This window comes from Kitasatospora sp. NPDC048298 (genome assembly GCF_043201465.1).
Taxonomy (GTDB): Bacteria; Actinomycetota; Actinomycetes; order Streptomycetales; family Streptomycetaceae; genus Kitasatospora.
Window position 1 is genome coordinate 1 of the sequence record NZ_JBICYZ010000114.1, and the last position, 20,218, is coordinate 20,218.

26 protein-coding genes are annotated in these 20,218 nt (G+C 69.8%); 17 read left to right on the forward strand and 9 right to left on the reverse strand.

What is annotated here, in order from left to right; genetic code table 11:
• A partial coding sequence (locus ACGF0D_RS42295) for a transposase (RefSeq protein WP_392925628.1) occupies positions 1–251 on the reverse strand: 251 nt, incomplete at its 3' end.
• Positions 252–639: 388 nt separating this feature from the next.
• Here ACGF0D_RS42295 and ACGF0D_RS42300 point away from each other — a divergent pair.
• Both ACGF0D_RS42300 and ACGF0D_RS42305 read left to right on the forward strand, forming a co-directional pair.
• Entirely contained in the window at positions 640–1,086 is a 447-nt protein-coding gene (locus ACGF0D_RS42300; RefSeq protein ID WP_392879641.1) for a hypothetical protein, read from the forward strand.
• A gap of 133 nt (positions 1,087–1,219) precedes the next feature.
• The gene (locus ACGF0D_RS42305; RefSeq protein ID WP_392879694.1) at positions 1,220–1,420 is read left to right on the forward strand and encodes a DUF6191 domain-containing protein; all 201 of its coding nucleotides are present in this window, start codon (positions 1,220–1,222) and stop codon (positions 1,418–1,420) included.
• Positions 1,421–1,568: 148 nt separating this feature from the next.
• Here ACGF0D_RS42305 and ACGF0D_RS42310 read toward each other — a convergent pair whose 3' ends face one another.
• The 5 genes from ACGF0D_RS42310 to ACGF0D_RS42330 form a co-directional block, all read right to left on the reverse strand.
• On the reverse strand, positions 1,569–2,093 hold the full coding sequence (locus tag ACGF0D_RS42310) for a GNAT family N-acetyltransferase (protein ID WP_392925630.1): 525 nt from the start codon (positions 2,091–2,093) through the stop codon (positions 1,569–1,571).
• Positions 2,094–2,141: 48 nt separating this feature from the next.
• Entirely contained in the window at positions 2,142–3,701 is a 1,560-nt protein-coding gene (locus tag ACGF0D_RS42315) for an asparagine synthase-related protein (protein ID WP_392879646.1), read from the reverse strand.
• Positions 3,702–3,769: 68 nt separating this feature from the next.
• Entirely contained in the window at positions 3,770–3,931 is a 162-nt protein-coding gene (locus ACGF0D_RS42320; protein ID WP_392879648.1) for a hypothetical protein, read from the reverse strand.
• A 268-nt stretch (positions 3,932–4,199) separates the two neighbouring features.
• A complete protein-coding gene (locus ACGF0D_RS42325; protein WP_392925632.1) occupies positions 4,200–4,751 on the reverse strand; it encodes a hypothetical protein in 552 nt (183 codons plus the stop codon).
• 14 nt (positions 4,752–4,765) lie between these two features.
• Positions 4,766–5,185, reverse strand: coding sequence for an ATP-binding protein (locus tag ACGF0D_RS42330; protein WP_392925634.1), 420 nt, complete (start codon positions 5,183–5,185; stop codon positions 4,766–4,768).
• A 159-nt stretch (positions 5,186–5,344) separates the two neighbouring features.
• Here ACGF0D_RS42330 and ACGF0D_RS42335 point away from each other — a divergent pair, with 159 nt between their 5' ends.
• The 14 genes from ACGF0D_RS42335 to ACGF0D_RS42400 all read left to right on the forward strand — a co-directional run bounded on the left by ACGF0D_RS42335 (position 5,345) and on the right by ACGF0D_RS42400 (position 15,156).
• Positions 5,345–6,175 carry a helix-turn-helix domain-containing protein gene (locus ACGF0D_RS42335; RefSeq protein ID WP_392925636.1) on the forward strand — a complete coding sequence of 277 codons (831 nt, stop codon included), beginning with the start codon at positions 5,345–5,347 and terminating at the stop codon, positions 6,173–6,175.
• On the forward strand, positions 6,172–6,384 hold the full coding sequence (locus ACGF0D_RS42340) for a DUF397 domain-containing protein (RefSeq protein WP_392925638.1): 213 nt from the start codon (positions 6,172–6,174) through the stop codon (positions 6,382–6,384). Before ACGF0D_RS42335 ends, ACGF0D_RS42340 begins: the two co-directional genes overlap by 4 nt.
• A 77-nt stretch (positions 6,385–6,461) precedes the next feature.
• Positions 6,462–6,671 (forward strand): DUF397 domain-containing protein, encoded by a 210-nt coding sequence (locus ACGF0D_RS42345; RefSeq protein WP_392925640.1) that lies wholly within the window; start codon positions 6,462–6,464, stop codon positions 6,669–6,671.
• 24 nt (positions 6,672–6,695) lie between these two features.
• A complete protein-coding gene (locus tag ACGF0D_RS42350; RefSeq protein WP_392925642.1) occupies positions 6,696–6,899 on the forward strand; it encodes a DUF397 domain-containing protein in 204 nt (67 codons plus the stop codon).
• A 72-nt stretch (positions 6,900–6,971) separates the two neighbouring features.
• Positions 6,972–7,181 carry a DUF397 domain-containing protein gene (locus ACGF0D_RS42355; protein ID WP_392925644.1) on the forward strand — a complete coding sequence of 70 codons (210 nt, stop codon included), beginning with the start codon at positions 6,972–6,974 and terminating at the stop codon, positions 7,179–7,181.
• Between the two features lie 253 nt (positions 7,182–7,434).
• Positions 7,435–9,987: a collagenase gene (locus tag ACGF0D_RS42360; protein ID WP_392925646.1), complete on the forward strand. Its 2,553-nt coding sequence runs from the start codon at positions 7,435–7,437 to the stop codon at positions 9,985–9,987.
• Positions 9,988–10,213: 226 nt separating this feature from the next.
• Positions 10,214–10,657: a peptidase inhibitor family I36 protein gene (locus ACGF0D_RS42365; RefSeq protein WP_392925648.1), complete on the forward strand. Its 444-nt coding sequence runs from the start codon at positions 10,214–10,216 to the stop codon at positions 10,655–10,657.
• Between the two features lie 44 nt (positions 10,658–10,701).
• The gene (locus tag ACGF0D_RS42370; protein WP_392925650.1) at positions 10,702–11,139 is read left to right on the forward strand and encodes a peptidase inhibitor family I36 protein; all 438 of its coding nucleotides are present in this window, start codon (positions 10,702–10,704) and stop codon (positions 11,137–11,139) included.
• A gap of 50 nt (positions 11,140–11,189) precedes the next feature.
• Entirely contained in the window at positions 11,190–11,621 is a 432-nt protein-coding gene (locus ACGF0D_RS42375; RefSeq protein WP_392925652.1) for a peptidase inhibitor family I36 protein, read from the forward strand.
• Positions 11,622–11,915: 294 nt separating this feature from the next.
• The gene (locus ACGF0D_RS42380; RefSeq protein ID WP_392883412.1) at positions 11,916–12,359 is read left to right on the forward strand and encodes a peptidase inhibitor family I36 protein; all 444 of its coding nucleotides are present in this window, start codon (positions 11,916–11,918) and stop codon (positions 12,357–12,359) included.
• Between the two features lie 49 nt (positions 12,360–12,408).
• Positions 12,409–12,849: a peptidase inhibitor family I36 protein gene (locus ACGF0D_RS42385; protein WP_392925654.1), complete on the forward strand. Its 441-nt coding sequence runs from the start codon at positions 12,409–12,411 to the stop codon at positions 12,847–12,849.
• A gap of 44 nt (positions 12,850–12,893) precedes the next feature.
• On the forward strand, positions 12,894–13,325 hold the full coding sequence (locus ACGF0D_RS42390; protein WP_392883409.1) for a peptidase inhibitor family I36 protein: 432 nt from the start codon (positions 12,894–12,896) through the stop codon (positions 13,323–13,325).
• Between the two features lie 526 nt (positions 13,326–13,851).
• A complete protein-coding gene (locus ACGF0D_RS42395) occupies positions 13,852–14,895 on the forward strand; it encodes a threonine/serine dehydratase (protein ID WP_392925656.1) in 1,044 nt (347 codons plus the stop codon).
• Positions 14,896–14,958: 63 nt separating this feature from the next.
• Positions 14,959–15,156, forward strand: a complete 198-nt coding sequence (locus ACGF0D_RS42400; protein WP_392925658.1) for a hypothetical protein — start codon at positions 14,959–14,961, stop codon at positions 15,154–15,156.
• A gap of 130 nt (positions 15,157–15,286) precedes the next feature.
• Here the strand turns inward: ACGF0D_RS42400 and ACGF0D_RS42405 are convergent, their stop codons facing one another.
• The 3 genes from ACGF0D_RS42405 to ACGF0D_RS42415 form a co-directional block, all read right to left on the reverse strand.
• Complete coding sequence (locus ACGF0D_RS42405; protein WP_392925660.1) at positions 15,287–16,021, reverse strand: hypothetical protein; 735 nt, start codon at positions 16,019–16,021, stop codon at positions 15,287–15,289.
• A gap of 143 nt (positions 16,022–16,164) precedes the next feature.
• Positions 16,165–17,559, reverse strand: coding sequence for a uracil-xanthine permease family protein (locus ACGF0D_RS42410; RefSeq protein ID WP_392925662.1), 1,395 nt, complete (start codon positions 17,557–17,559; stop codon positions 16,165–16,167).
• A 190-nt stretch (positions 17,560–17,749) separates the two neighbouring features.
• A complete protein-coding gene (locus ACGF0D_RS42415; protein WP_392925664.1) occupies positions 17,750–19,144 on the reverse strand; it encodes a helix-turn-helix domain-containing protein in 1,395 nt (464 codons plus the stop codon).
• A gap of 183 nt (positions 19,145–19,327) precedes the next feature.
• On the opposite strand from ACGF0D_RS42415, the gene ACGF0D_RS42420 reads away from it, so the two are divergent.
• The gene (locus tag ACGF0D_RS42420) at positions 19,328–20,083 is read left to right on the forward strand and encodes a DUF4232 domain-containing protein (RefSeq protein WP_392925666.1); all 756 of its coding nucleotides are present in this window, start codon (positions 19,328–19,330) and stop codon (positions 20,081–20,083) included.
• The last annotated feature ends 135 nt before the right edge of the window (positions 20,084–20,218 follow it).

Genomic DNA, 20,218 nt, shown 5'->3' on the forward strand with positions numbered 1-20,218 from the left:
AACTCGCACAGCACACTGGCGTCGAAGCCGGTGTAGTCCAGCTCCAGTCCCAGCGCGTACTTCCAGGAGATCCGGTCGGCCACCGCCACCGCGGCGTCCCGGTCGGAGAGGTTGTGCAGGAACTGCAGGACCGTGACCATCACCAGCAGGGCCGGCGAGATCCCGGGCCGTCCCAGACCCGCGTACATCTCCTCGAACCCGCCCACCGTGAAGTCCTCGTCGACGAACAACGGACCCAGCGCGTCCCGCACCCGCATCTCATCCGTCCCACGCGGATGAACCCGACGAGCCAACGCCACGGTCTCCACCGGAATCCCCGACACAACACCAGGACGCAGCACAACCCACCCCGCAAACCGCCAACCCACCAAAACCGGAAGGAACTTACTGTCCCACACTCACCCCAACCGACTTCGCCAGCAGAGTCGCCTGCCCGACTTCCTGCGCGCCGCGGTCGAGGACTGGCCCCGGCGTCCCTTCGCACGCCAATCGGCCATCGCTTCCAGCCAAACACGATCGCCCCGGAAGAACCTCCTGGTCTCAACTCCCGGCCTGAACGAGATTGCCGGTGCAGGAACAAACACCCGTTCTGCGCAATGGAGTTGAAGCATAAACAGAACAAGGGCTCTCGCTCTTGCGGTGATCGGCGCCCTCGCGCCGGCCACCATGGGAACCTCCGGTGCCTCCGCCGCGCAGGCCGTACCGGCCGCAGCCAAGCCGTGGACGTCCACCTCCACCCAGGTGCCCGCGCCACGGACACTGGCCGCCACGGACTACTGGACACCGGAACGCATGACGGCCGCAGTCCCGGCCAACAACGCCGACACAGTGCCCGCACCCCCCTCTTCCCTCCCGGACCAAGCCCCGGCGCAGCCCGCGCTGTCGGTCGCTCCGGTCGCGCCCCGGAAAGCGCCCGAATCCAACCCTGCCAACGAGGGGCCCGACAACAGCGCTGCCCGCCTGGCCGGGGTCAACGCCTCGATCCTGGTGGGCAAGGTCTTCTTCCACAACGTGGGCAAGGACCGCGACGCATCCATGCCGGCCAAGGGCCGCGCCGAGACCTCCTGCCCCTCACCCCGCCCGTAACGCGCGGCCCCTCGGGCGGGATGCCGGAGGGCGGCAGGGGCAGGTACGCCGCCGGCTTCGGGCAGTTGTACGCCGGCTTCTCGGCAGGCAAGCAGCATGACCTCAAGGATCGGCAGTCCGCGCTGATGCTGCGCTGCGCGATGACGACGAGGACGGCGCCCCACCGAACCGCACCGGGGTGGACCTGGCGCACGGTTCGGCAGTGATCCGGTTGCCGAAGGCCTCCTGCGCAGGTGTCCGCGGATCGCCCGGGACGAGTAGGCCCGGTCCGCCAGGACCAGGAGGCGCCGGGTGCGCGGCCGGCCGATCGTCCTGGGCACGAGGGCGTATGTGAGGCGGTGGTCGGGGTTGGGGGGAGGACGGTGTCGGCCCTCGCTGCATGGCGAGGGCCGACACCTCGGCGGCCGGTTGCGGCAGGGCCTGGCCGGCCGTCAGCTCGGACCGTTTGTGGGGTAGCTGGCGTTGTCGACTCCGGTGGATTCCTACAGCCCGACTCCGGACATGAGGTCCGGTAGTTCCGGCACAGGCTCGGCCCGGCGCTGGAGGAGGTGGACCTTCGCCTCGGGGAGTTCGGCCACGCGCAGCAGCTGCCAGCCCTGCTCCCGTCGGTAGTAGCGCGACAACGGTTCCTGGGCGGTGCCGCGACGCACCCATCGGACGTTGTCCGATGCGGCGCGGTCGAGGGCCCACCAGGCGAGCAGGCGGCCGAGGCGGTACGGGTTCGGCCGCGTGAAGCTGGTCGTGAGGAAGAGGCTGGGCTCGGCGCGTTCCTCGTCCGTGAAGCCCCACCGGGGAAGGGCGCTCTCCCGCATGACCGTCGTGCAGCCGACCACACCGTGCTCCTGGTGTTCCAACACCCACACGGGAATGTCAGGATGTGCGGCCTGGGCGCCGAACTCGTCGGCCGCCGCCGCGCACTCGCCGAGCCCGCGTTCCGCCAGCCAGCGGGACCGCTCGCGGACCATGTCGGCGATCGTGCGGGCATCGGCCTCGGTCGCTTCGCGCATCCGGAACACCGGTGTCTCCTGTCTCCTGTGTGACGGTCCTTCAGGCGATCAACGCATCGTCGTTGCAGAGTCCGCGAGCAGGGCGAACACCACTTCACGGTCCTCGCGTTGGGCTCTTCCGGTGTCAAGCCGGTCCGCGACGGCGTGCAGCGCCTCCGGGTCGAGAAGCCGGGCCTCCAGCAGCGGGGAACCCTCGTCCAGTAGCTGTCGCACGCGGCCGGCACCGTGCCTGCTCATAGCGAGGGCCATGATATTGCCGAAGTTCTCCGGGATCGGTGGGCGGGCGATCTCCGGCGCCATTCCATGGCGGTCGATGAGCTCCCGGAGAAGTTGCTTGTCCTCGCGCCAGTCCACGGGCGTCCACTCGCACAGCCGCACCAGAGCCGGAGCCGTGAGCGGATGGACCGGCCACATGCCGCGTTTGAGGAGGGGAGGAGCCACGCCGGCTTTTGCCATGAGCGCTGTCTCGGGGACGACGGCTGCTGGCGCGATCCCCGTATCCACGTCGTACAACGCCTCGCGGGCTGTCGGTCCGAGCCACGTCGGCAACTGCGACAGGGGGGTCGTGCGCTGCGGGGCCTCCACGCTGGTGAAAGCCATCAGTTCATCACCGCCGATGCCCGTGAATACCGTTCGAACCCCTCGCTGTTCCAGTAGAGAGTGGAGGGTGTCGACAGCATCGAGGTAGAGGTCCCCGTAAGGGGACACAGGCACCTGGCGCGCGAAGATCGAACCGGGAGCGTAGGGCAGGTGATCCACGGCGTTCACGGTGACGTCGGCCCAGTCGCGATCGATGTGGCCGATCACGCTCCGACGCCTCCGGGTCTGCTGCGCTCCCCGAGCCCCGTCCAGGATCAGGGCGGCGGCCACGAGGCCGGATCCGCGTTCGTCGGTGCTTAGGGCGAGAGCGGTGTTCGTGGAGTCGACGCCGCCGGACAGCTGCACGGCGGTGCTGTCCGCGCTCCACGGTATCCGCCTGATGACGCTGCTCAGCACTTGTTCGAACGCGTCGACAGGGCTCGCTCCGTCGCGGATCTTCCGGGCTCGGGAGTGCTCGGCAGGCTCAGGGAACTGCACGGACAACTTGCCCGGTGTGTAGAGGGCGCAGGCGCGTTCGGTGAGTTGGTGCACGTCCTGCCAGAACGTTGCGTTCGTGTATCGGGCCGACAGCGAGATCCGTCGTGCCACCTCCACGACGTCCAGGTCGCCGCTGTGGCGGCGCAACTCCAGCAGGTCCCAGGAACCGTACAGGGCGTCGGTGCATGCGGTGAGATAGAGCGGTGCGGTACCGGAAGTGCCGGTGAGCACTCGTACTTGTCCGTCCGTGCGTGTCTCGACCATCACCCAGTCGTCGTTGTGGTCGAGTACCGCGCTGACGGCCTTGTCGTAAAGAGCGGCGTCGGCAGTGTGCGCGCGGCTCAGACCCTCAGCGGCCCCCGCGATGCGGGCCACGTTGATGAGTGCCGTACGTCTTCCGTCCGTCAGGAAGTGCTGGGCGGTCATGGGGTGGCAGAAGGGCTCGACCCAGGAACTGCCGCTGAACCAGCGGCCAGCGGCCCATTCCCACGGGTGTCGCATGTCGTCCGCAAGGATGCGTAGCTTGAGCATGGATTCCCCTCGTACGGTGTTGCCGGGGTTGGGCGGACCGCCCTTGGAAGGGCGGTCCGCCCTTGATGTCAGACCTCGAAAGAGTCGTAGGTCTGCGGGGCGTCGCTGCTTCCGCTCTTCTTCTTGTACTGGTAGCGGTCCGTGGTCGGGGCGATGTAGTACTCGGGCTCGCCCTCGAACAACTCGCCGGCCACCTCGGCCAGCTCCTCCAAGACTGTGCTGGGCAGCATGCGGTGCTCCTCTTCTGTCTATCGGATGGTGTGCGTCGGATTGTTTTCTCTTCGCTCGGGCGTCAACAAGGCTCATCGCGGGTGGAGTTGGGAGCCCGAGCGTTCCGTCGTGGCCTATGGCGCACGCCGGAGCCATGGGGGCGCGCGGGAGGAAGGCCTCGAGCACTGCTCGCATGCTGGCGATGGTGGACAGGCCCGGCCGATCAGGCATGGGCGACTGCGCTGCACAGGAAGTCGGCGGGCTCGACTTCTCGTGCGGGGTGTGGGTTCAGGTGCGGGTGGCTTGGGTGCGGCAGTGGGTGAGGGCGTATTTGAGGCGGGGGTCGGGGTTGGGGGTGGTGGTGAGGAGTTCGCCGGCGGTGGTGAGGGTGGTCCAGTAGGTGGTGGGGTCGCCGGTGCGGGGCAGGGGGTGGGTGGCGGTGAGGGAGAGGTAGGCGGCGGTGAGGTTGCCGGTGGTGAACCAGCGGTTGAGGCCGTGGTGGTGGCCGGGGCGGATGCCGCCGATGGCGTCGATGGCGGTGGTGAGGAGGGCGACAATGGTGTGTTGGGTGGGGGTGAGGGGCTTGGGGATGTCGAAGACGCCGAGGGCTTCGAGGAGTTCGCCGGTGTCGTTCTCGGAGTTGGGGCGGGGGTCGGCGAGGAGGGCGTCGTGGCAGTCGGCGAGGCGGCGGGTGGTTTCGGCGTGGGGGATGTCGAGGGCGAGGCAGACGGCTCGGGCGACGGGGAGGGGCTGGTGGCCGAGGCGGGTGAGGAGGGCGTAGGTGGCGGCGGGGGTGGCGCCACGGGAGAGGGTGTGACGGGCGAGGGTAGCGAGGTTCACGGGGGTTCGGGCTTTCAGACGGTGGTGGCGGGAGCGACGAGGGCCCAGACGAACTTGCCGATGCCGCAAGGGCGGGTGGCGCAGCCCCAGCGTTCGGCGAGTTCGTTGACGAGGAACAGCCCGCGCCCGTGCTCGTCGTCGGGGGCGGCGGTGCGGAGGGAGGGGTGGGTGGTGCTGGCGTCGTGGACTTCGAGGCGGAGGCGGGAGCCGGTGAGGGTGAAGCGGATCTCGATGTGCTGGTCGTCGGGGGCGTCGGAGTGCTGGACGGCGTTGGCGAAGAGTTCGCCGAGGAGGAGTTCGGCGGTGTCGCGGTAGCGGTCGCCGGAGGGGAGCCCGGAGAGGTACGCCCGGAGCAAGTAGCGGGCCAGGGGCGTGGATTCGGCGCGGGAGTCGAGGCGCGCGACGAACATGCGGGGACGCCGGGCAGTGAGCATGGGGGAGCACCTCAAGGGGGATTGCGTGCGAAAGATTGCGCTGTGCACCCGGTGGATCACCAGGCGTAGCCATGGTGGCCTCTTACCCGTTACGATCGGAAGGCTTCCCCACTTGACAGTTTCCCCGTGTGGAATTCGCGCAGCAGTGGAGGTCTGACGATGCGTGAGTCTCAGCTGGATCCGTCGGCCTCGCCCCTCAAGGCGTTTGGTGCTCAACTGCGCAGGTTGCGCAAGGCGGCGGGCTTGACTCAGACCCAGCTCGGCTGGCGAACCCAGTTGAGTGATAGTCAGATTTCGAACCTCGAACGAGGGACACGCAATCCCACACTTGACTGGGTTCGAAGGGCTGACAAGGCCGTCGATGCCGGTGGAGCATTGGAACTGACGTACTGGAGTCTCAGTCGGTCGTCGTTGCTGGAAGGGTTTCCCGAGTACGCGGCGCAAGAGGCGAAAGCCCAGCGCATCTCCCACTTCGAGCTGGGCATTGTTCCTGGCCTGGTGCAAACGATGGAGTATGCCAGCGCCTTCGCGTCCGCAGCCGTTCGGCGGGGCAGTATCACCGAGGAGCAGGCTGCGGATCGACTCGACTTCCTCGCCACACGCCAGAAGCTGCTTGACCAGCGGTCGGCGCCACGCCTGCACTTCGTCCTGGATGAAGGCGCTCTCCTGCGAAGGGTGGGAGGGGCCAAGGTCATGGCACGTCAGCTGGCGCACCTTGAAGACCTCGCGAGCCGCCCGAACATCACGATCCAGGTGGCGCCCTTCTCGCTCGCGGAAGAGCTGCCGTTCACCATGATGGTCACGCTGCTGACTCTGGCGGATCGATCACTCCTGGCATACTCGGAGTGCCAGCTGCGCGGCTTCCTTGAGCGAGATGCTGATACTGCCCTGGCCTGGGAGCGGGACTACCATCAGCTCCAGGTGGAAGCGTTGTCGAAGGCTGCGTCACTGGAGAAGATCCGCAAGCAAGGCATGAGAGGAACGTCATGATTCGCCCTGTAGACCTGTCCGGCGCCGCATGGTTCAAGAGCAGTTACAGCAACAACGGCGGGTCGTGCGTCGAGGTGGCTCCCGGCTTCCCCGGTCTGGCGCCTGTCCGTGACTCGAAGGACCCCGAGGGCCCGGCTCTCGTCTTCCCGTTCGAGGCGTGGAAGTCCTTCGTCACCGCCGTCCGTAGTGGCGAGTTCGGCGAGGTCTGAAGTCAGACTGCCAGAAGCCCGGCTGGGGGTTCCCCGGCCGGGCGTTTTGTGTGCGTGGGGGAGGGCAGGCAAGGGCCATGAGCGCTCTGGAAGGTGACCTGGCCGGCGCTGTGTGGCGCAAGAGCTCGTACAGCAACGGTGGGGGCGGCTGCGTCGAGGTGGACGACGCGCACCCCGGGAGGGTCCGCGACTCCAAGGACCCGAACGGGCCGATCCTCGCCTTCCCCGCCGAGGCGTGGGCCTCCTTCATCAGCGCCGTTCGCAGCGGCGAGTTCGGCGAAGCCTGATTCGAAGCCTGGAAGGAACGGACTATGTCTCACACCGTGGGCGCCAAGTGGCGCAAGAGCACCTACAGCAACGGGCAGGGTGGCTGTATCGAAGTTGCGGACGGCTGCCCGGGGGTCATGCCGGTCCGTGACTCCAAGGATCCAAAGGGGCCTGCTCTTGTCTTCCCGATCAAGGCCTGGGCGTCGTTCGTCGTCGCCGTCTGCAGTGGCGAGTTCGGCGAAGTCTGAGGTCAGTCAGACGCCCGGCTGGGGGTTCCCGGCCGGGCGTTTTGCGTGTGCGGGGGAGGGCAGGCAAGGGCCATGAGCGCTCTGGAACCTGATCTGGCCGGCGCCGTGTGGCGCAAGAGCTCGCACAGCAACAACGGTGGCAACTGCATCGAGGTGGACGACGCGCGCCCCGGCAGGGTTCGCGACTCCAAGGACCCCCACGGCCCGACCCTCGCCTTCCCCGCCGAGGCTTGGGCGTCCTTCATCGCCGCCGTCCGCAGCGGCGAGTTCGGCGAAGTCTGAACCCAGCCCGACTGGTAGTGAAGGGTGGCCCGGGAACGAACCGTTCCCGGGCCACCCTCCGTTCACGCAGCTCCGCTGACTCTCCGTGGGCGTGAAACTGAGACACATGACATGTCACACCCCATTGATGGGCACGCTGCTCCTGTGAGACCGTGCGTCACGCACTCCGGATGCCTCCACACCTTCCCCCCTTCCGTGGTGCATTCATGTGCGTTTCCCCCACGAAGGAATGACGATGCGTCCCCTCTCACGCATGCCCAGACTGCTGGCCGCAGTCGCCGCGGCAGGCACCGTCCTGCTCGGCATATCCGCCGGACCGAGCCAGGCAGCCCCTGCCCCCATCCCCTCCCAGACCGCCCCCGCCGCGGCCGCTTCGAGCCCGCACCAGACCGCGGGCGGCCCGCTGACGGTGACCGGCAGCACCACCACCACGGACTCCGAGAGCCCCGCCGCACCCCAGACCCGTCGGCTCACCGCCGCCCAACTGCCGCCCGCCAGCCCGCCCAGCCGGCCGGATTCCACCGGCACGGCCTCGCTCACGGCCGCGCCCCGCACCCTGACGGCGGCACCGGCCGCCGCCGCCCCCTGCAACCCGGCCGACTTCAACGGCCGGACCGGCCAGGCCCTAGTCTCCTTCCTCACGGCCTCGACGCCCGAGTGCGTCTCCAGGCTCTTCTACATCGGCGGCAGCGCGGACGCCTCCGCGATGTTCCGGCAGAGCCAGATGGCCACCGTCGCGGACGCCTTCCGCACCGCCGTCGCCACCTACCCGGGTGACAACTCCACCGGGGTCTGGCAGCTGGTTCTGTTCCTGCGTGCCGGCTACTACCTGCAGTCCAACGACCCGGCGCACGTGCCGCCGTTCGACGCCTCGCTGACCGACGCCGTGACGCGCGGCATCGACGCCTTCGTGGCCGGCCCGCACTTCGCGGACGCCACGGACGCCCACGCCAAGGTCGCGGCCGACGTCATCATCCTCACCGACAGCGCCAACGTGCAGGGCCGCTACCTCGGCACCTACAAGCAGGTGCTGAGCGGCTACAACAGCTCGTACGACACGTCCAGGGACCTGCTCAACCTGGTCAACAGCGCGTTCATGCCGCTGGACCGGGGCCACGAGAACCCCGCTTTCGGCACCGCCGTCACCGCGGACCCGAGCATCATCGACACGCTCACCGCCTTCACCCGCAACCACCTCGACCTGCTGGGCACCGACCGCGGGTACCTGGAGGGCAACGCCGGCGTCGAGCTGTCCCGCTTCATCGAGTACCCGGCTCTCCAGGCCAAGGTCCGGCCGCTGATCAAGGGCCTGCTCGACGCCTCGTCGATGACCGGCCCGACCGCCCGGCTGTGGGTCGGCGCCGCCAACGTGGCCGACTTCTACGACCGGGGCCAGTGCTCCTACTACGGCATCTGCGACCTGAAGCAGCGCCTCACCACGGCCGTGCTGCCGATGCGGCAGACCTGCAACCCCACCCTCACCGTCCTGGCGCAGGACCTCACCGCGGCCGAACTCGCCGCCGTCTGCGCCAACCTCAAGGGCGAGGACGCGTACTTCCACAACCTGGTCCGCGACAACGGCCCCATCCCCGGCCAGTACGAGTCCTCCGTGCAGCTCGTGGTGTTCGCCAGCCAGGCCGACTATCAGACCTACGCCGGCGCGATGTACGGCGCCGCCACCAACAACGGCGGCATCACCCTGACCGGCGACCCGACCGACCCGGCCAACCAGCCCGTCTCGATCATGTACCGGCACCCGAACGACAACGGCTTCACCGCCCGGATCTGGAACCTCAACCACGAGTACGCCCACGTCCTGGACGCCCGCTACGACATGAAGGGCGGCTTCAACCAGCAGATCAGCGTCCCCGACCTGTGGTGGATCGAGGGCTTCGCCGAGTACGTCTCCTACACCTACCGCGGCGTCACCGACACCAACGCCGTCGCCCAGGCGCCCAAGCACACCTACGCGTTGAGCACCCTGTTCCAGAGCACGTACCTCAACAGCGACGTCGTCCGCACCTACCACTGGGGCTACCTGGCCAACCGCTACATGATGGAGCGGTTCCCCGGCGTCGTGCAGACGATGCTCCAGTTCTTCCGCACCGGCGACTACGCCCGCGGCTACGCCTACTACAACGGTATCGGCGCCGCCTACGACGCCGACTTCACCAACTGGCTCGGCACCTGCGCCACCGACACCTGCCTGGCCCCGGGCACCCCGAAGGCCGCCTTCGACACCGCGGTGCGGGACCTGAACGTCCAGCTGACCGACCGCTCCACCGAGACCGACGGCAAGGGCAGCATCACCACCCGGGCCTGGAACTTCGGCGACGGCACCACCTCCACGACGGCCTCCCCGACGAAGTCCTACCGCACGCCCGGCACCTACACCGTCACCCTGACCGTCACCGACAGCTACGGCAAGACCGCCACCGCGACCCAGACCGTCACCGTCACCGCCCCGGCCGCGCCCGCCGCCTGTGCCGGCAGCGACGCCCGGAAGATGGACTACAACTGCTTCCGCACCGACCGCGCCGCCGCGGCCGGAAGCCTGGACCAGATGTACATCTACATGCCGGCCGGCACCACCACCCTGACCGTCTCCACCGCCGGCGGCACCGGCACCGCCTACCTCTACTACAACGCCGACAGCTGGGCCTCCAACACCTCCTACACCGCCTCCTCCACCAACAGCGGCACCACCCAGACCATCACCGTCACCAACACCACGGGCGGCTACCGCTACCTCAGCCTCTACGGCAAGACCGCCTTCAGCGGCGTCACCGTCACCACCCGGTACTGACCGACGCGTTAGAACCCGGCGCCCCGGCCCCCGCATGCCACGGCATGCGGGGGCCGGCGCGTTCACCGGACTTCACCCCGGACCCGACTTAGGTCGTCGTCGCCGGTCGCACAGGCAGTCGGATGACTGATGCCTCCTCAGTGCCCCCGCCGCCACAGTGGTGTCGCTCCGCAAGCGAAGCGCCGGAGCACCCCCCTGGGCATGCAGAGATACAGAGGAGATCAGGATGAACCTGCGGCGAATGACGACGAGGCTCGCGTTGGGTGCCGCCACGGTGGCCGGGGTGCTCGCCGCCACGACGACGAGCGCGAGCGCCGACGTTCTCACCTCGATCCAGACCGGCGCCGGCAAGTGCCCGGCCAACTGGGTGTGCCTGTGGAGCGAAAACGACTTCATCAAGGGGAACCCGAAGGGCGGCATCGACTTCGGGGCCATAGGTTCGAACCAGAACATCCCGGACATCGCGTACATCCAGTTCCTGCCGAACGAGCATCGCTGGAAGGGAATGGTGGACGATGCCTCCTCGGTCGTGAACAACACCGGGAGCAGCATCTGCTTCTACGAGCACAACAACTACGGCGGCCTGGAGTTCAGGATCGGCCCCCACGAGCAGTGGGCCTCGGTCCCGTCGTGGATCAACGACAAGATCAGCTCCTTCAAGTTCTGCTGACCTGTCCCGTCCCCTCCACCTGAACCTGAACGGAAGTGATCGTCATGAAGCTTTCCCGGAACCTGTCCAAGCTCGGCCTGGTCGCCGCCGCCGCTGCCGGTCTGATCGTGACCACCGCGACCTCCGCGAGCGCCACCAACGTCTACAACATGGGCCACGGGGCCGGCTCGTGCCCCAGCGGCTACATCTGCCTGTGGTCGGAGGCCAACTTCATCCAGGGCTCGTTCTACAACGACCTCAAGTTCGGTGCCTTCGCGGCAGACCAGAACACCGGTGACATGGGCAAGCTCCAGAAGGTCGCCAGCACCGACAAGGGCATGCAGGACATCACCTCGTCGGTGCTGAACAACACCAGGAGCAACGTCTGCTTCTACGAGCACAACTGGTACGGCGGCCTGGAGTTCAAGGTCGGCCCCGGGGAGCACTGGCCCTCCCTCCCGTCGTGGATCAACGACAAGATCAGCTCCTTCAAGTTCTGCTGATCCTTCCGCCTTCCCTTCCCTCTCTTCTCCTTGACCCTGAACGGATCGTCATGAAGCTCTCCAAGAACCTGACCAGGCTCGGCCTGGCCGCCGCCACCGCCGTCGGGCTGGTCGTGACCGTGGCCGGCTCCGCCAGCGCCAACACGATCCTCGGCGTCGGGCAGGGCGCAGGGGCGTGCCCCGCCAACTACGTCTGCCTGTGGTCCGAGAACGGTTTCGTCGGCAAGATCGGTTCCAACAAGATCGGGGCGATCGCCTCGGACCAGAACATCGGCGACCTGGGCAAGCTGCAGAAGAACGACGCCTTCTGGGACGGGATGCAGGACATCACGTCGTCCGTGGTGAACAACACGGGGAGCCACGTCTGCTTCTACGAGCACAACTGGTACGGCGGCGCGGAGTTCAAGATCGGCCCCCACGAGCAGTGGCCCTCGGTCCCGTCGTGGATCAACGACAAGATCAGCTCCTTCAAGTACTGCTGACCTGACCCGACCCGCCACCCGCACGTACCCGAAGCGCAGGCCCGGACCGCACTCCCCGCGGTCCGGGCCTGCGGCGTCTCCGTCCACGCCCACCGTCGCGCGACCGTGCCGGGATACCTATGGCGGCGCCGCCGGCCGGCCGAGTAGGTCATCGACTAGGTCAACGACCCGGCTCCCACATGTGGTCGGATGACCGATGCCTCCCCCCTGCCCTCGCCGCCACAGTGGTGGTGTTGCTCCGCGAGCGAAGCGCCGGAGCGCCCCCAGGAATGCAGAGAGCAGAGGAGATCATTCATGAACCTGCGGAAGACGGCGATGCGGCTCGCGGTGGGTGCCGCCACGGTGGCCGGCGTGCTCGCCGCCACGACGACGAGTGCGAGCGCCGACGTCCTCACCTCGATCCAGACCGGCCCCGGCAAGTGCCCCGCCAACTGGGTGTGCCTGTGGAGCGAGAACAACTTCATCGCGGGGAACCCGAAGGGCGGCGTCGACTACGGGGCCGTGGGCGCGAACCAGAACATCCCGGACATGGCGAACTTCAAGTACGAGAGCACGCTCTGGCGCTGGAAGGGCATGACGGACGAGACCTCCTCGGTCGTGAACAACACCGGGAGCCACATCTGCTTCTACGAGCACAACAACTACGGCGGCGCGGAGTTCAAGATCGGCCCCCGCGAGCAGTGGGCCTCCGTCCCGTCGTGGATCAACGACAGGATCAGCTCCTTCAGGTTCTGCTGACCCCCTTCTCCCTTCACCCTTCCCTCTTCCTCGACCTGAACGGATCGTCATGAAGCTCTCCAGGAACCTGGCCAAGCTCGGCCTGGCCGCCGCCGCCGCCGTCGGCCTGCTCGTGACCGGGGCCACCTCCGCGAGCGCCACCAACGTCTACGACATGGGCCACGGGGCCGGCTCGTGCCCCAGCGGCTACGTCTGCCTGTGGTCGGAGGGCAACTTCATCCAGGGCGGGACCGTCAACGGCGCGAAGTTCGGCGCCTTCGCGTCGAACCAGAACACCGGCGACATGGGCAAGCTCCAGGGGAGGGACGGCGGCGGGGACAAGGGCATGCAGGACACCGCCTCCTCGATCGTGAACAACACCGGAAGCCACATCTGCTTCTACGAGCACAACTGGTACGGCGGCGCGGAGTTCAAGATCGGCCCCTGGGAGCAGTGGCCCGGCATCCCGGCGTGGATCAACGACAAGATCAGCTCCTTCAAGTTCTGCTGACCTCCCTTCCTCCCTTCCCCTTTCCTCGACCTGAACGGATCGTCATGAAGCTCTCCAAGAACCTGGCCAGGCTGGGCCTGGCCGCCGCCACCGCCGTCGGGCTGGTCGTGACCGTGGCGGGCTCCGCCAGCGCCAACGTGATCCCCGTCGGGCAGGGCGCCGGAGCCTGCCCCACCAACTACGTCTGCCTGTGGTCCGAGAACGGTTACGTGGGCAACACGGGCCCCACCGGCAAGTTCGCGGCGATCGGCTCGGACCAGAACATCGGCGACCTGGGCAAGCTGGAGCACACCTCCCCCGGGGACAGGGGCATGCAGGACATCACGTCCTCCGTGATCAACAACACGGGGAGCCACATCTGCTTCTACGAGCACAACTGGTACGGCGGCGCGGAGTTCAAGATCGGCCCCTGGGAGCGGTGGCCCTCCGTCCCCTCCTGGATCAACGACAAGATCAGCTCCTTCAAGTACTGCTGACCCGACCTGACCCGACCGGCCACCGCAGCCACCTGAAGCGCAGGCCCGGACCGCACCCCCGCGGTCCGGGCCTGCTGCGTCTCCCTCCGCGCACGCCGTCGCGCGGCCGTGCCGGGATACCCATGCCGGCGCCGCCGCGTGCCGGCAGGGCAGCGAGGTGCTGCGGGTGGACAACGGCCGGGCGGCCGTGGATCAGCTCCGGCCACGCGGCTCAGCGTACCGTCACGGTAGGCTCATGCATCCTTACGGAGGCGACATGCCCCGCACCCCGGCACTCGACCCGCTGCCCACCGCCGACTACGACCCCGCCCGGGTGCCACCCCGATCGTCCGGTTCGGCCCGGCCCTGAACGACTACCGCGACCAGGACGGCCGACTCGATTCCGGCCGGTACCGGTGTGACGCGGAGGCCGCTCGGGCGGCCTGGCAGCGGGCCGGGATGCGCCCGGACCCGATCGCTGTCTCGCCGGCCCGCCTCGGCTCCGCCTGGGGAGCCGCCGTCACCAACTCATCGCAGGAGCAACGAAGTGCACCAGCTCACGTACGGCGACATCAAGGCCGCCACCGACCGCATCGCCGGACGCATCCGTCCCGTCACCCTGTCCCCGGTCGACCCGGGCGCGATCCGCACCGCCCACCGCGACCCGGTGGATGACCGGGAGGTCATCCCGTGCGAGGTGTGGCTGGCCATGGAGTTCATGCAGCACACCGGCTCGTTCAAGGCCCGTGGTGCGCAGAACTTCATCCAGGCCCACCGCGACGCCAACACCCTGTCCGAGGCCGGGGTGACCATCGCCTCGGGCGGCAACGCCGGGCTGGCCTGTGCGTGGGCCGCCCGGCAGCAGGGCGTGCGGGCCACCGTGTTCCTCCCCGAGACGGCACCGCAGGTGAAGGTGGCCAAGCTCCGCGGCTACGACGCCGAGGTCCGTCTGGTCGGCGCGGAGTACGCCGAGGCCCTCGCGGCCTGCGAGGAGTTCGCCGCCGCCACCGGCGCGCTCGCCTCGCACGCCTACGACCACCCGCTGATCGCCGCCGGGGCGGGCACCCTGCTGGAGGAGATCCACCAGCGGATCCCCGGCCTGGACACCGTCGTGGTCGCAGTCGGAGGCGGCGGCCTGTTCGCCGGTGTCGCGACGGCCGCCCAGCACCACGGCATCCGCACCGTGGCGGTCGAGCCGGAGAACTGCCGCGCGCTGAACGCCGCGATCGAGGCCGGCCGCCCGGTCGACGTCCCGGTCGACTCGATCGCCGCCGACTCCCTCGGCGCCCGCCGCACCTCCGCCGCGGCCCTGCGTGCCGCCCGGCAGGACGGCGTCCACTCCGTCCTCGTCCCGGACACGGGGATCGTCCGCGCCCGCCAGGCACTGTGGGACCACCGGCGGATCGCGGTGGAGCACGGTGCGGCCACCGCCCTGGCAGGCCTGCTCGCCACCGACCGGCACACGGCCGACCGGGACCTGCCGACCCGGCCCGCCACGGCGAGCCGCAGCTACCGGCCCGCCAGCGGCGAGAAGGTGTGCGTGGTGCTCTGCGGCGCGAACACCGACGCCGCCACGCTCATGCAGCCCTGAGCACAGACCGGCGGCCCGAAGGGGGGCAGCCGGGGCGAAGACCGCCCGGCTGCCCCCTTCGCCATGCCCGCCCGAGGCTCCCGGCAGCCGTTACGGGCGACGTCGCCGACCGGCGACCAGGTCGACGACTCGGGGAGCCACACCTGTTTCTACGAGCACAACTGGTACGGCGGCGCGGAGTTCAAGATCGGCCGGTGGGAGCGGTGGCCGTCCGTCCCGTCGTGGATCAACGACAAGACCAGCTCCTTCAAGTACTGCTGACCTGACCCGACCGGCGCGCCGCAGGCTGTCCGGTTACCGCCGCCCGGGCCCGGCCGCGCGGTGCGGAGGTGAACCGGCGGGCCCGGACCGCACGTTGTGGCGGTCCGGGCCCGTGGTGCGTCGCCGAAGCCTAGGAGCCGGCGGTGGCGGCCTCCAGGGTCGTCGCCATCACCGGGCTGGTGAAGGTGTTCGTGGCGTCGCCCGTGGCGGGGTGGTAGGAGCCCCACTTGAGGTAGTTGCGGTCGCCGTCCCAGGTGGTGCCCTTGAAGGTGCCGGAGCCGGTGGTGAAGGTCTGCTTGACCCCGTCGAACCAGAAGTCGATGGTGCCGTCCGTGCGGCCCAGGTGGATCTTCAGCGCGTAGGAGTGCCAGGTGTTGTTGGCCGTCTGCGCGGTCCACAGCGAGTGCGCCACGTGGGCGGTGTCCCACTCCTGGAGGCGGACGCGGCCGTTGACGATGTCGATCTCGATCGGGTGGTTGGCCGTGTCGGTGCTCGGCGAGCACTTCAGCTGGAACACGTACCGGCTCTCGGTGTCCTTGATGTCCACCTTGGACGACCAGCCCAGGTAGAAGGTGTCGCCCTCCTTCAGGTCGGGGCTGAGCGTCTCGCAGCGCTCCTCCCCGGCGGCCTGGAAGGCCCGCCACACGTTGCCCTTGGTCGCGTCCTTGACGACGCCGAAGTTGCCGGCCGCGCACTGGACGGCCTTGAAGGAGGACGGGCCGGTGCTGGTGCTCGGCGTCCAGATGACCTGGCCGGCGGCACTGGAGGGCGTCACCCCGGCGCAGGTGATCGCGAGGGTGCCGAGGGCGACGGCCGCGGTGGCGGCCTTGCGGCGGTGGTTCAGGCGGTGGTTCAGAAGGGACACGTCTCTCCAAGGTGGATGAGTGACCGGTGCGGACGGGCAGTGATTCGACCACCGGGCCGGCCCGTCCGGCCAGACGAAACGGCCGGCGGAAGATCCTTTTCGGACACTTCCGCCGGCCGTCGCGCCGTGCTCCCTGTTCCCGGTTACGCGCCCGCGCCGGGTCGCGTCTGCTCGTCGTACGAGGAGGTGCCCTCGTCCAGCAGCGGCTCCTGCGTCTTGAGGTGCGCCGGGGCCAGCGCCCGCAGCACGTGGTAGCCGGTGATGACGACCAGCGTGCCGAGCGCGATGCCGCTGAGGCTGAAGGTGTCGGTGAACTTCAGCGTCACGTTGCCGATGCCGATGATGATGCCCGCCGCGGCCGGCACCAGGTTCAGCGGGTTGCGCAGGTCCACCTGGGCCCTGGTCCAGATCTGCGCGCCGAGCAGGCCGATCATGCCGTACAGGATGACGGTGATGCCGCCGAGCACCCCGCCCGGGATCGCGGCCACGATGGCGCCGAACTTCGGGCACAGGCCGAACAGCAGCGCGAAGCCGGCCGCGCACCAGTAGGCGGCGGTGGAGTAGACCCGGGTGGCGGCCATGACGCCGATGTTCTCCGAGTACGTGGTGTTCGGCGGGCCGCCGACCGCGGTGGAGAGCATGGAGCCGATGCCGTCCGCGGAGATCGCGGTGCCCAGCTTGTCGTCCAGGTTCGTGCCGGTCATCTCGCCGACCGCCTTGACGTGCCCGGCGTTCTCCGCGACCAGCGCGATCACCACGGGCAGCGCCACCAGGATCGCCGACCACTGGAAGGACGGGCCGTGGAAGGTCGGCAGGCCGATCCAGTCCGCCTTGCCGACGCCCGACAGGTCCAGACGCCAGTGGTCGGTCATCTGCCCGGCGCCGTTCACCGAGTGGATCTTCCCGAAGACCTGGTCGAACAGCCAGGAGATCCCGTAGCCGAACAGCAGCCCCAGGAAGATCGCCACCCGCGACCAGAAACCGCGCAGGCACACCACGGCCAGACCGGTGAACAGCATCACCAGCAGCGCCGTCCACTGGTCCTGCGGCCAGTACACCGAGGCGGTCACCGGGGCGAGGTTGAAGCCGATCAGCATGACCACCGCGCCGGTGACGATCGGCGGCATCGCGGCATGGATGATGCGCGCCCCGAACTTCTGGACCGCCACACCCACCAGGAACAGCACCACGCCCACCACGAACACCGCGCCGGTCACCGTCGCGCTGGTGCCGCCCTGCGCCCGGATCACCGCGGCCACGCCCACGAAGGACAGCGAGCAGCCCAGGTAGCTGGGCACCCGGCCCTTGGTGGCCAGCAGGAAGATCACGGTCGCCACGCCGGACATCATGATCGCGAGGTTCGGGTCGAGCCCCATCAGCACGGGCGCCACGAAGCTCGCCCCGAACATCGCCACCACGTGCTGGGCGCCGAGCCCTACCGTGCGGGGCCAGGAGAGCCGTTCGTCGGGACGGACCACCGCCCCCGGTGCGGGCGTGCGCCCGTCACCGTGCAGCTTCCAGCGCACGCCGAGATCCATGGTGCTTCGCTTTCTCTGTACTTCCGGGGAACTGTCCGCACCATTGTCGTGGCCGCCGGGCGTCCCGGCGATCACACGGACCCGCGTGAGCTGCGGAGACGTGTGGGTGAGGCCTGACGGGCCCGGTGCTGTCGGGGATCTTACGGCCACCGACCGCGCGCCACGGATCCGGCCGGGGGCGTACGGGGTGTCACCCCTGCGGGTCCACCGCCGCCCGTTCCCACTCGCTGCTGCCCGGCGGGTACTTGTAGGCCGGCCGCCCGACACCCGCGCTGGTGCGGAACGGCGCGCTGCCCGCGCCGACGCGCAGCGTGCCCCGGCGCCCGCCACTGGACCAGTCCAGGGTCAGCTCCCAGCGCACGTCGTGCGCCCGGGTGTGCGCCGTGACGTAGAAGACCTCCGGGTCGGACTCGCTGACCTTGCGCGGGAAGGACCGCTGCCCGCCCCGGGCGGTGACCGTCGGGCTGCCGCTGTCCAGGTCGACGTCGAAGGACGCGCTCTCCACGTCGCCGCCGCAGCCGTCCCCCATCGCGTAGTCGTTCCAGGCGAGCGGCGCCCCCTTGGTGACGACCCGTACGTGCAGTGCCTCCAGGACCACCGTGTCCTTGCCGGTGCCCTGGACGGTCAGCGCGACCCGCTGCTCCCCGGAGGCGACCGCGCCGTAGGCCGCCGCCCAGCGCGGCGCGTCCGGCTCGTTCGCGGGCGGGCCGACCTGCTGGGGCGGGCTGTTGACGAGGAAGTGCTGGTAGCAGGGGTTGTCGTAGACGTAGGGGCGGGTCGCGACCCTCAGCGGGTCGGCGGTGGCGGTGGGCGTGGGGGAGGGGGAAGGGGAGGCGCCGGTGCCCGCCGGGGTGTCGACGGCACCGGGGGCACCGGGGGCGGGGGAAGCGGGTAAGGCGGGGGAGGCGGAGGGCTCACCGCTCCCGGCGCTCGGGGGAGCGGCGGGGGTCTCCGCCGCGGAGGGCCCTGCGGTCTCCGGCTGCGCGGCGCCGGTGGCGCCGACGGTGTCCGCCGTCGTGGCGGCGGCCGCGGCCGGCCGCTGGTCGCCGGCCCCGTTCCCGCCGCCGTTCCCGCCGCCGTTCCCGCCGCCGCCGAAGGGCGCCAGGCTGAGCGCCACCGCCCCCAGCACGGCCGCCGTCGCCACGGCGGCCACCAGCGCCCCGCGCCGGCCCCGCCTCGGCGCCGGCTCCTCGGGCGGCGTCACGTCGACGGCCGCCGGCTCCTCCTGCGCGACCGGTAGCGCGTCCGGTACGGGCACAGGCGCGGGCACGGCCGCCGCGTCGGCCGCACCACCCGCCTCCGGCCCCGGTCGGCCCGCCCGGCGGGTGCCGTCCGCCAGGATCCAGCGCCGGTGCAGCTCCGTCAGCTCCTGCGGCGTCGCCCGGCACGCCCGCGCCAGGCGGTCCAGCGGTGCGAACTCGGTGGGCACCACGGTGCCGATGCAGTAGCGGTGCAGCGTCGAGGTGCTCAGGTGCAGGCGCTTGGCCAGCGCCCCGTAACTGAGCCCCGAACGCTCCTTCAGCTCCCCCAGCAGTGCCGCGAGATCCTCCGCCGCCGAGCTCCCCGTCGTCTGCGGCTGTTTCATCGCACTTCCCCCCCACGTCTCATGCACGCGTTCCAGGGCTCCGGCATTCCCCCAGCTCAGAGCCCGTCCCAGTGTCCCACCGTCCCTGATCGGCCGTAGACCGTGGCGCCCGGGACGGATCACCGCGCAAGCTCCGGTCATCCAAGCAGCAGACCGACCCGAGCACCGAAGGGGACACGGCACATGTCCGGCATCCGCACCTCCCGCACCCGTTTCCTGACCGCCGCCGCGGGCGTCGCGATCGCCGCGCTCTCGCTGAGCGCCTGCAACGACGACGCGGCGGAGGCGGGCGGCAAGGGGGCCGCCGCGAACTCCCCGGCACCCGCCGCGACCGCACCCACCGCGACCGCCCCGGCCGCCTCCACCGGGGCCCCGGCCGCACCCGGGGCCCCCGCCCCCGCCCAGAGCGGTGCTCCCGCCGCACCCCCCGCGACCGGAGCCCCCGCCCCCGCCAAGCCCTCCGCGAAGGCCCCCACCGCGGTCCCAAAGCCCCCGGCCGCCGCGGACAGCAAGGCCGTCACCTGCGAGGGTTCCGTCACCAGGACCGTCGCGGCTCCGCTGACCCGCCCGGTCAACCACCTTCTGCTGACCGTCACCAACACCGGCAGCGCCCCCTGCCACCTCTACGGCTACCCGGCGGTGCGCTTCGGCGAGGCCCAGTCGGTGCCGCCGGTCATCGAGGACTCCAAGCCGCAGGCCGTCGTCACGCTCAAGCCGGGCGAGTCCGGCTACGCCTCGGTGAACCTGTCCGCCGCCGACGGCAGCGGCGGCCATGGCCACACCGAGACCACCCTGGCCGTCTACTTCTCCGGCCCCTCCGGCAACGAGAGCGTCGGCGCCGGAAGCAACCCCGCGCTGCCCGCCAAGGGTTTCTACATCGACGACTCGCTCAAGGTCACCTACTGGCAGCAGTCCATGGACGACGCCGTCACCTGGTAGTCCGCGGACGCGGGGGGGGGCGGCCCCGGGCCCCCCCCCCCCGGGCCCGGGGGGGCCCCCCCCCCCCCGCCCCCCACACCCCCCCCCCCAAAAATAGTATTGGTGATGGGCGGGGGGGGGATGGTTGTTTACGTG

Coding starts and splice junctions, on each gene's coding strand:
- ACGF0D_RS42420 (WP_392925666.1), top strand. CDS start 19,328: ATGTCCGGCATCCGCACCTCCCGCACCCGTTTCCTGACCGCCGCCGCG.
- ACGF0D_RS42310 (WP_392925630.1), bottom strand. CDS start 2,093: ATGCGCGAAGCGACCGAGGCCGATGCCCGCACGATCGCCGACATGGTC.
- ACGF0D_RS42315 (WP_392879646.1), bottom strand. CDS start 3,701: ATGCTCAAGCTACGCATCCTTGCGGACGACATGCGACACCCGTGGGAA.
- ACGF0D_RS42350 (WP_392925642.1), top strand. CDS start 6,696: ATGTCTCACACCGTGGGCGCCAAGTGGCGCAAGAGCACCTACAGCAAC.
- ACGF0D_RS42370 (WP_392925650.1), top strand. CDS start 10,702: ATGAAGCTTTCCCGGAACCTGTCCAAGCTCGGCCTGGTCGCCGCCGCC.
- ACGF0D_RS42365 (WP_392925648.1), top strand. CDS start 10,214: ATGAACCTGCGGCGAATGACGACGAGGCTCGCGTTGGGTGCCGCCACG.
- ACGF0D_RS42340 (WP_392925638.1), top strand. CDS start 6,172: ATGATTCGCCCTGTAGACCTGTCCGGCGCCGCATGGTTCAAGAGCAGT.
- ACGF0D_RS42385 (WP_392925654.1), top strand. CDS start 12,409: ATGAAGCTCTCCAGGAACCTGGCCAAGCTCGGCCTGGCCGCCGCCGCC.
- ACGF0D_RS42380 (WP_392883412.1), top strand. CDS start 11,916: ATGAACCTGCGGAAGACGGCGATGCGGCTCGCGGTGGGTGCCGCCACG.
- ACGF0D_RS42320 (WP_392879648.1), bottom strand. CDS start 3,931: ATGCTGCCCAGCACAGTCTTGGAGGAGCTGGCCGAGGTGGCCGGCGAG.
- ACGF0D_RS42330 (WP_392925634.1), bottom strand. CDS start 5,185: ATGCTCACTGCCCGGCGTCCCCGCATGTTCGTCGCGCGCCTCGACTCC.
- ACGF0D_RS42355 (WP_392925644.1), top strand. CDS start 6,972: ATGAGCGCTCTGGAACCTGATCTGGCCGGCGCCGTGTGGCGCAAGAGC.
- ACGF0D_RS42410 (WP_392925662.1), bottom strand. CDS start 17,559: ATGGATCTCGGCGTGCGCTGGAAGCTGCACGGTGACGGGCGCACGCCC.
- ACGF0D_RS42375 (WP_392925652.1), top strand. CDS start 11,190: ATGAAGCTCTCCAAGAACCTGACCAGGCTCGGCCTGGCCGCCGCCACC.
- ACGF0D_RS42345 (WP_392925640.1), top strand. CDS start 6,462: ATGAGCGCTCTGGAAGGTGACCTGGCCGGCGCTGTGTGGCGCAAGAGC.
- ACGF0D_RS42360 (WP_392925646.1), top strand. CDS start 7,435: ATGCCCAGACTGCTGGCCGCAGTCGCCGCGGCAGGCACCGTCCTGCTC.
- ACGF0D_RS42415 (WP_392925664.1), bottom strand. CDS start 19,144: ATGAAACAGCCGCAGACGACGGGGAGCTCGGCGGCGGAGGATCTCGCG.
- ACGF0D_RS42390 (WP_392883409.1), top strand. CDS start 12,894: ATGAAGCTCTCCAAGAACCTGGCCAGGCTGGGCCTGGCCGCCGCCACC.
- ACGF0D_RS42335 (WP_392925636.1), top strand. CDS start 5,345: ATGCGTGAGTCTCAGCTGGATCCGTCGGCCTCGCCCCTCAAGGCGTTT.
- ACGF0D_RS42400 (WP_392925658.1), top strand. CDS start 14,959: ATGCCCGCCCGAGGCTCCCGGCAGCCGTTACGGGCGACGTCGCCGACC.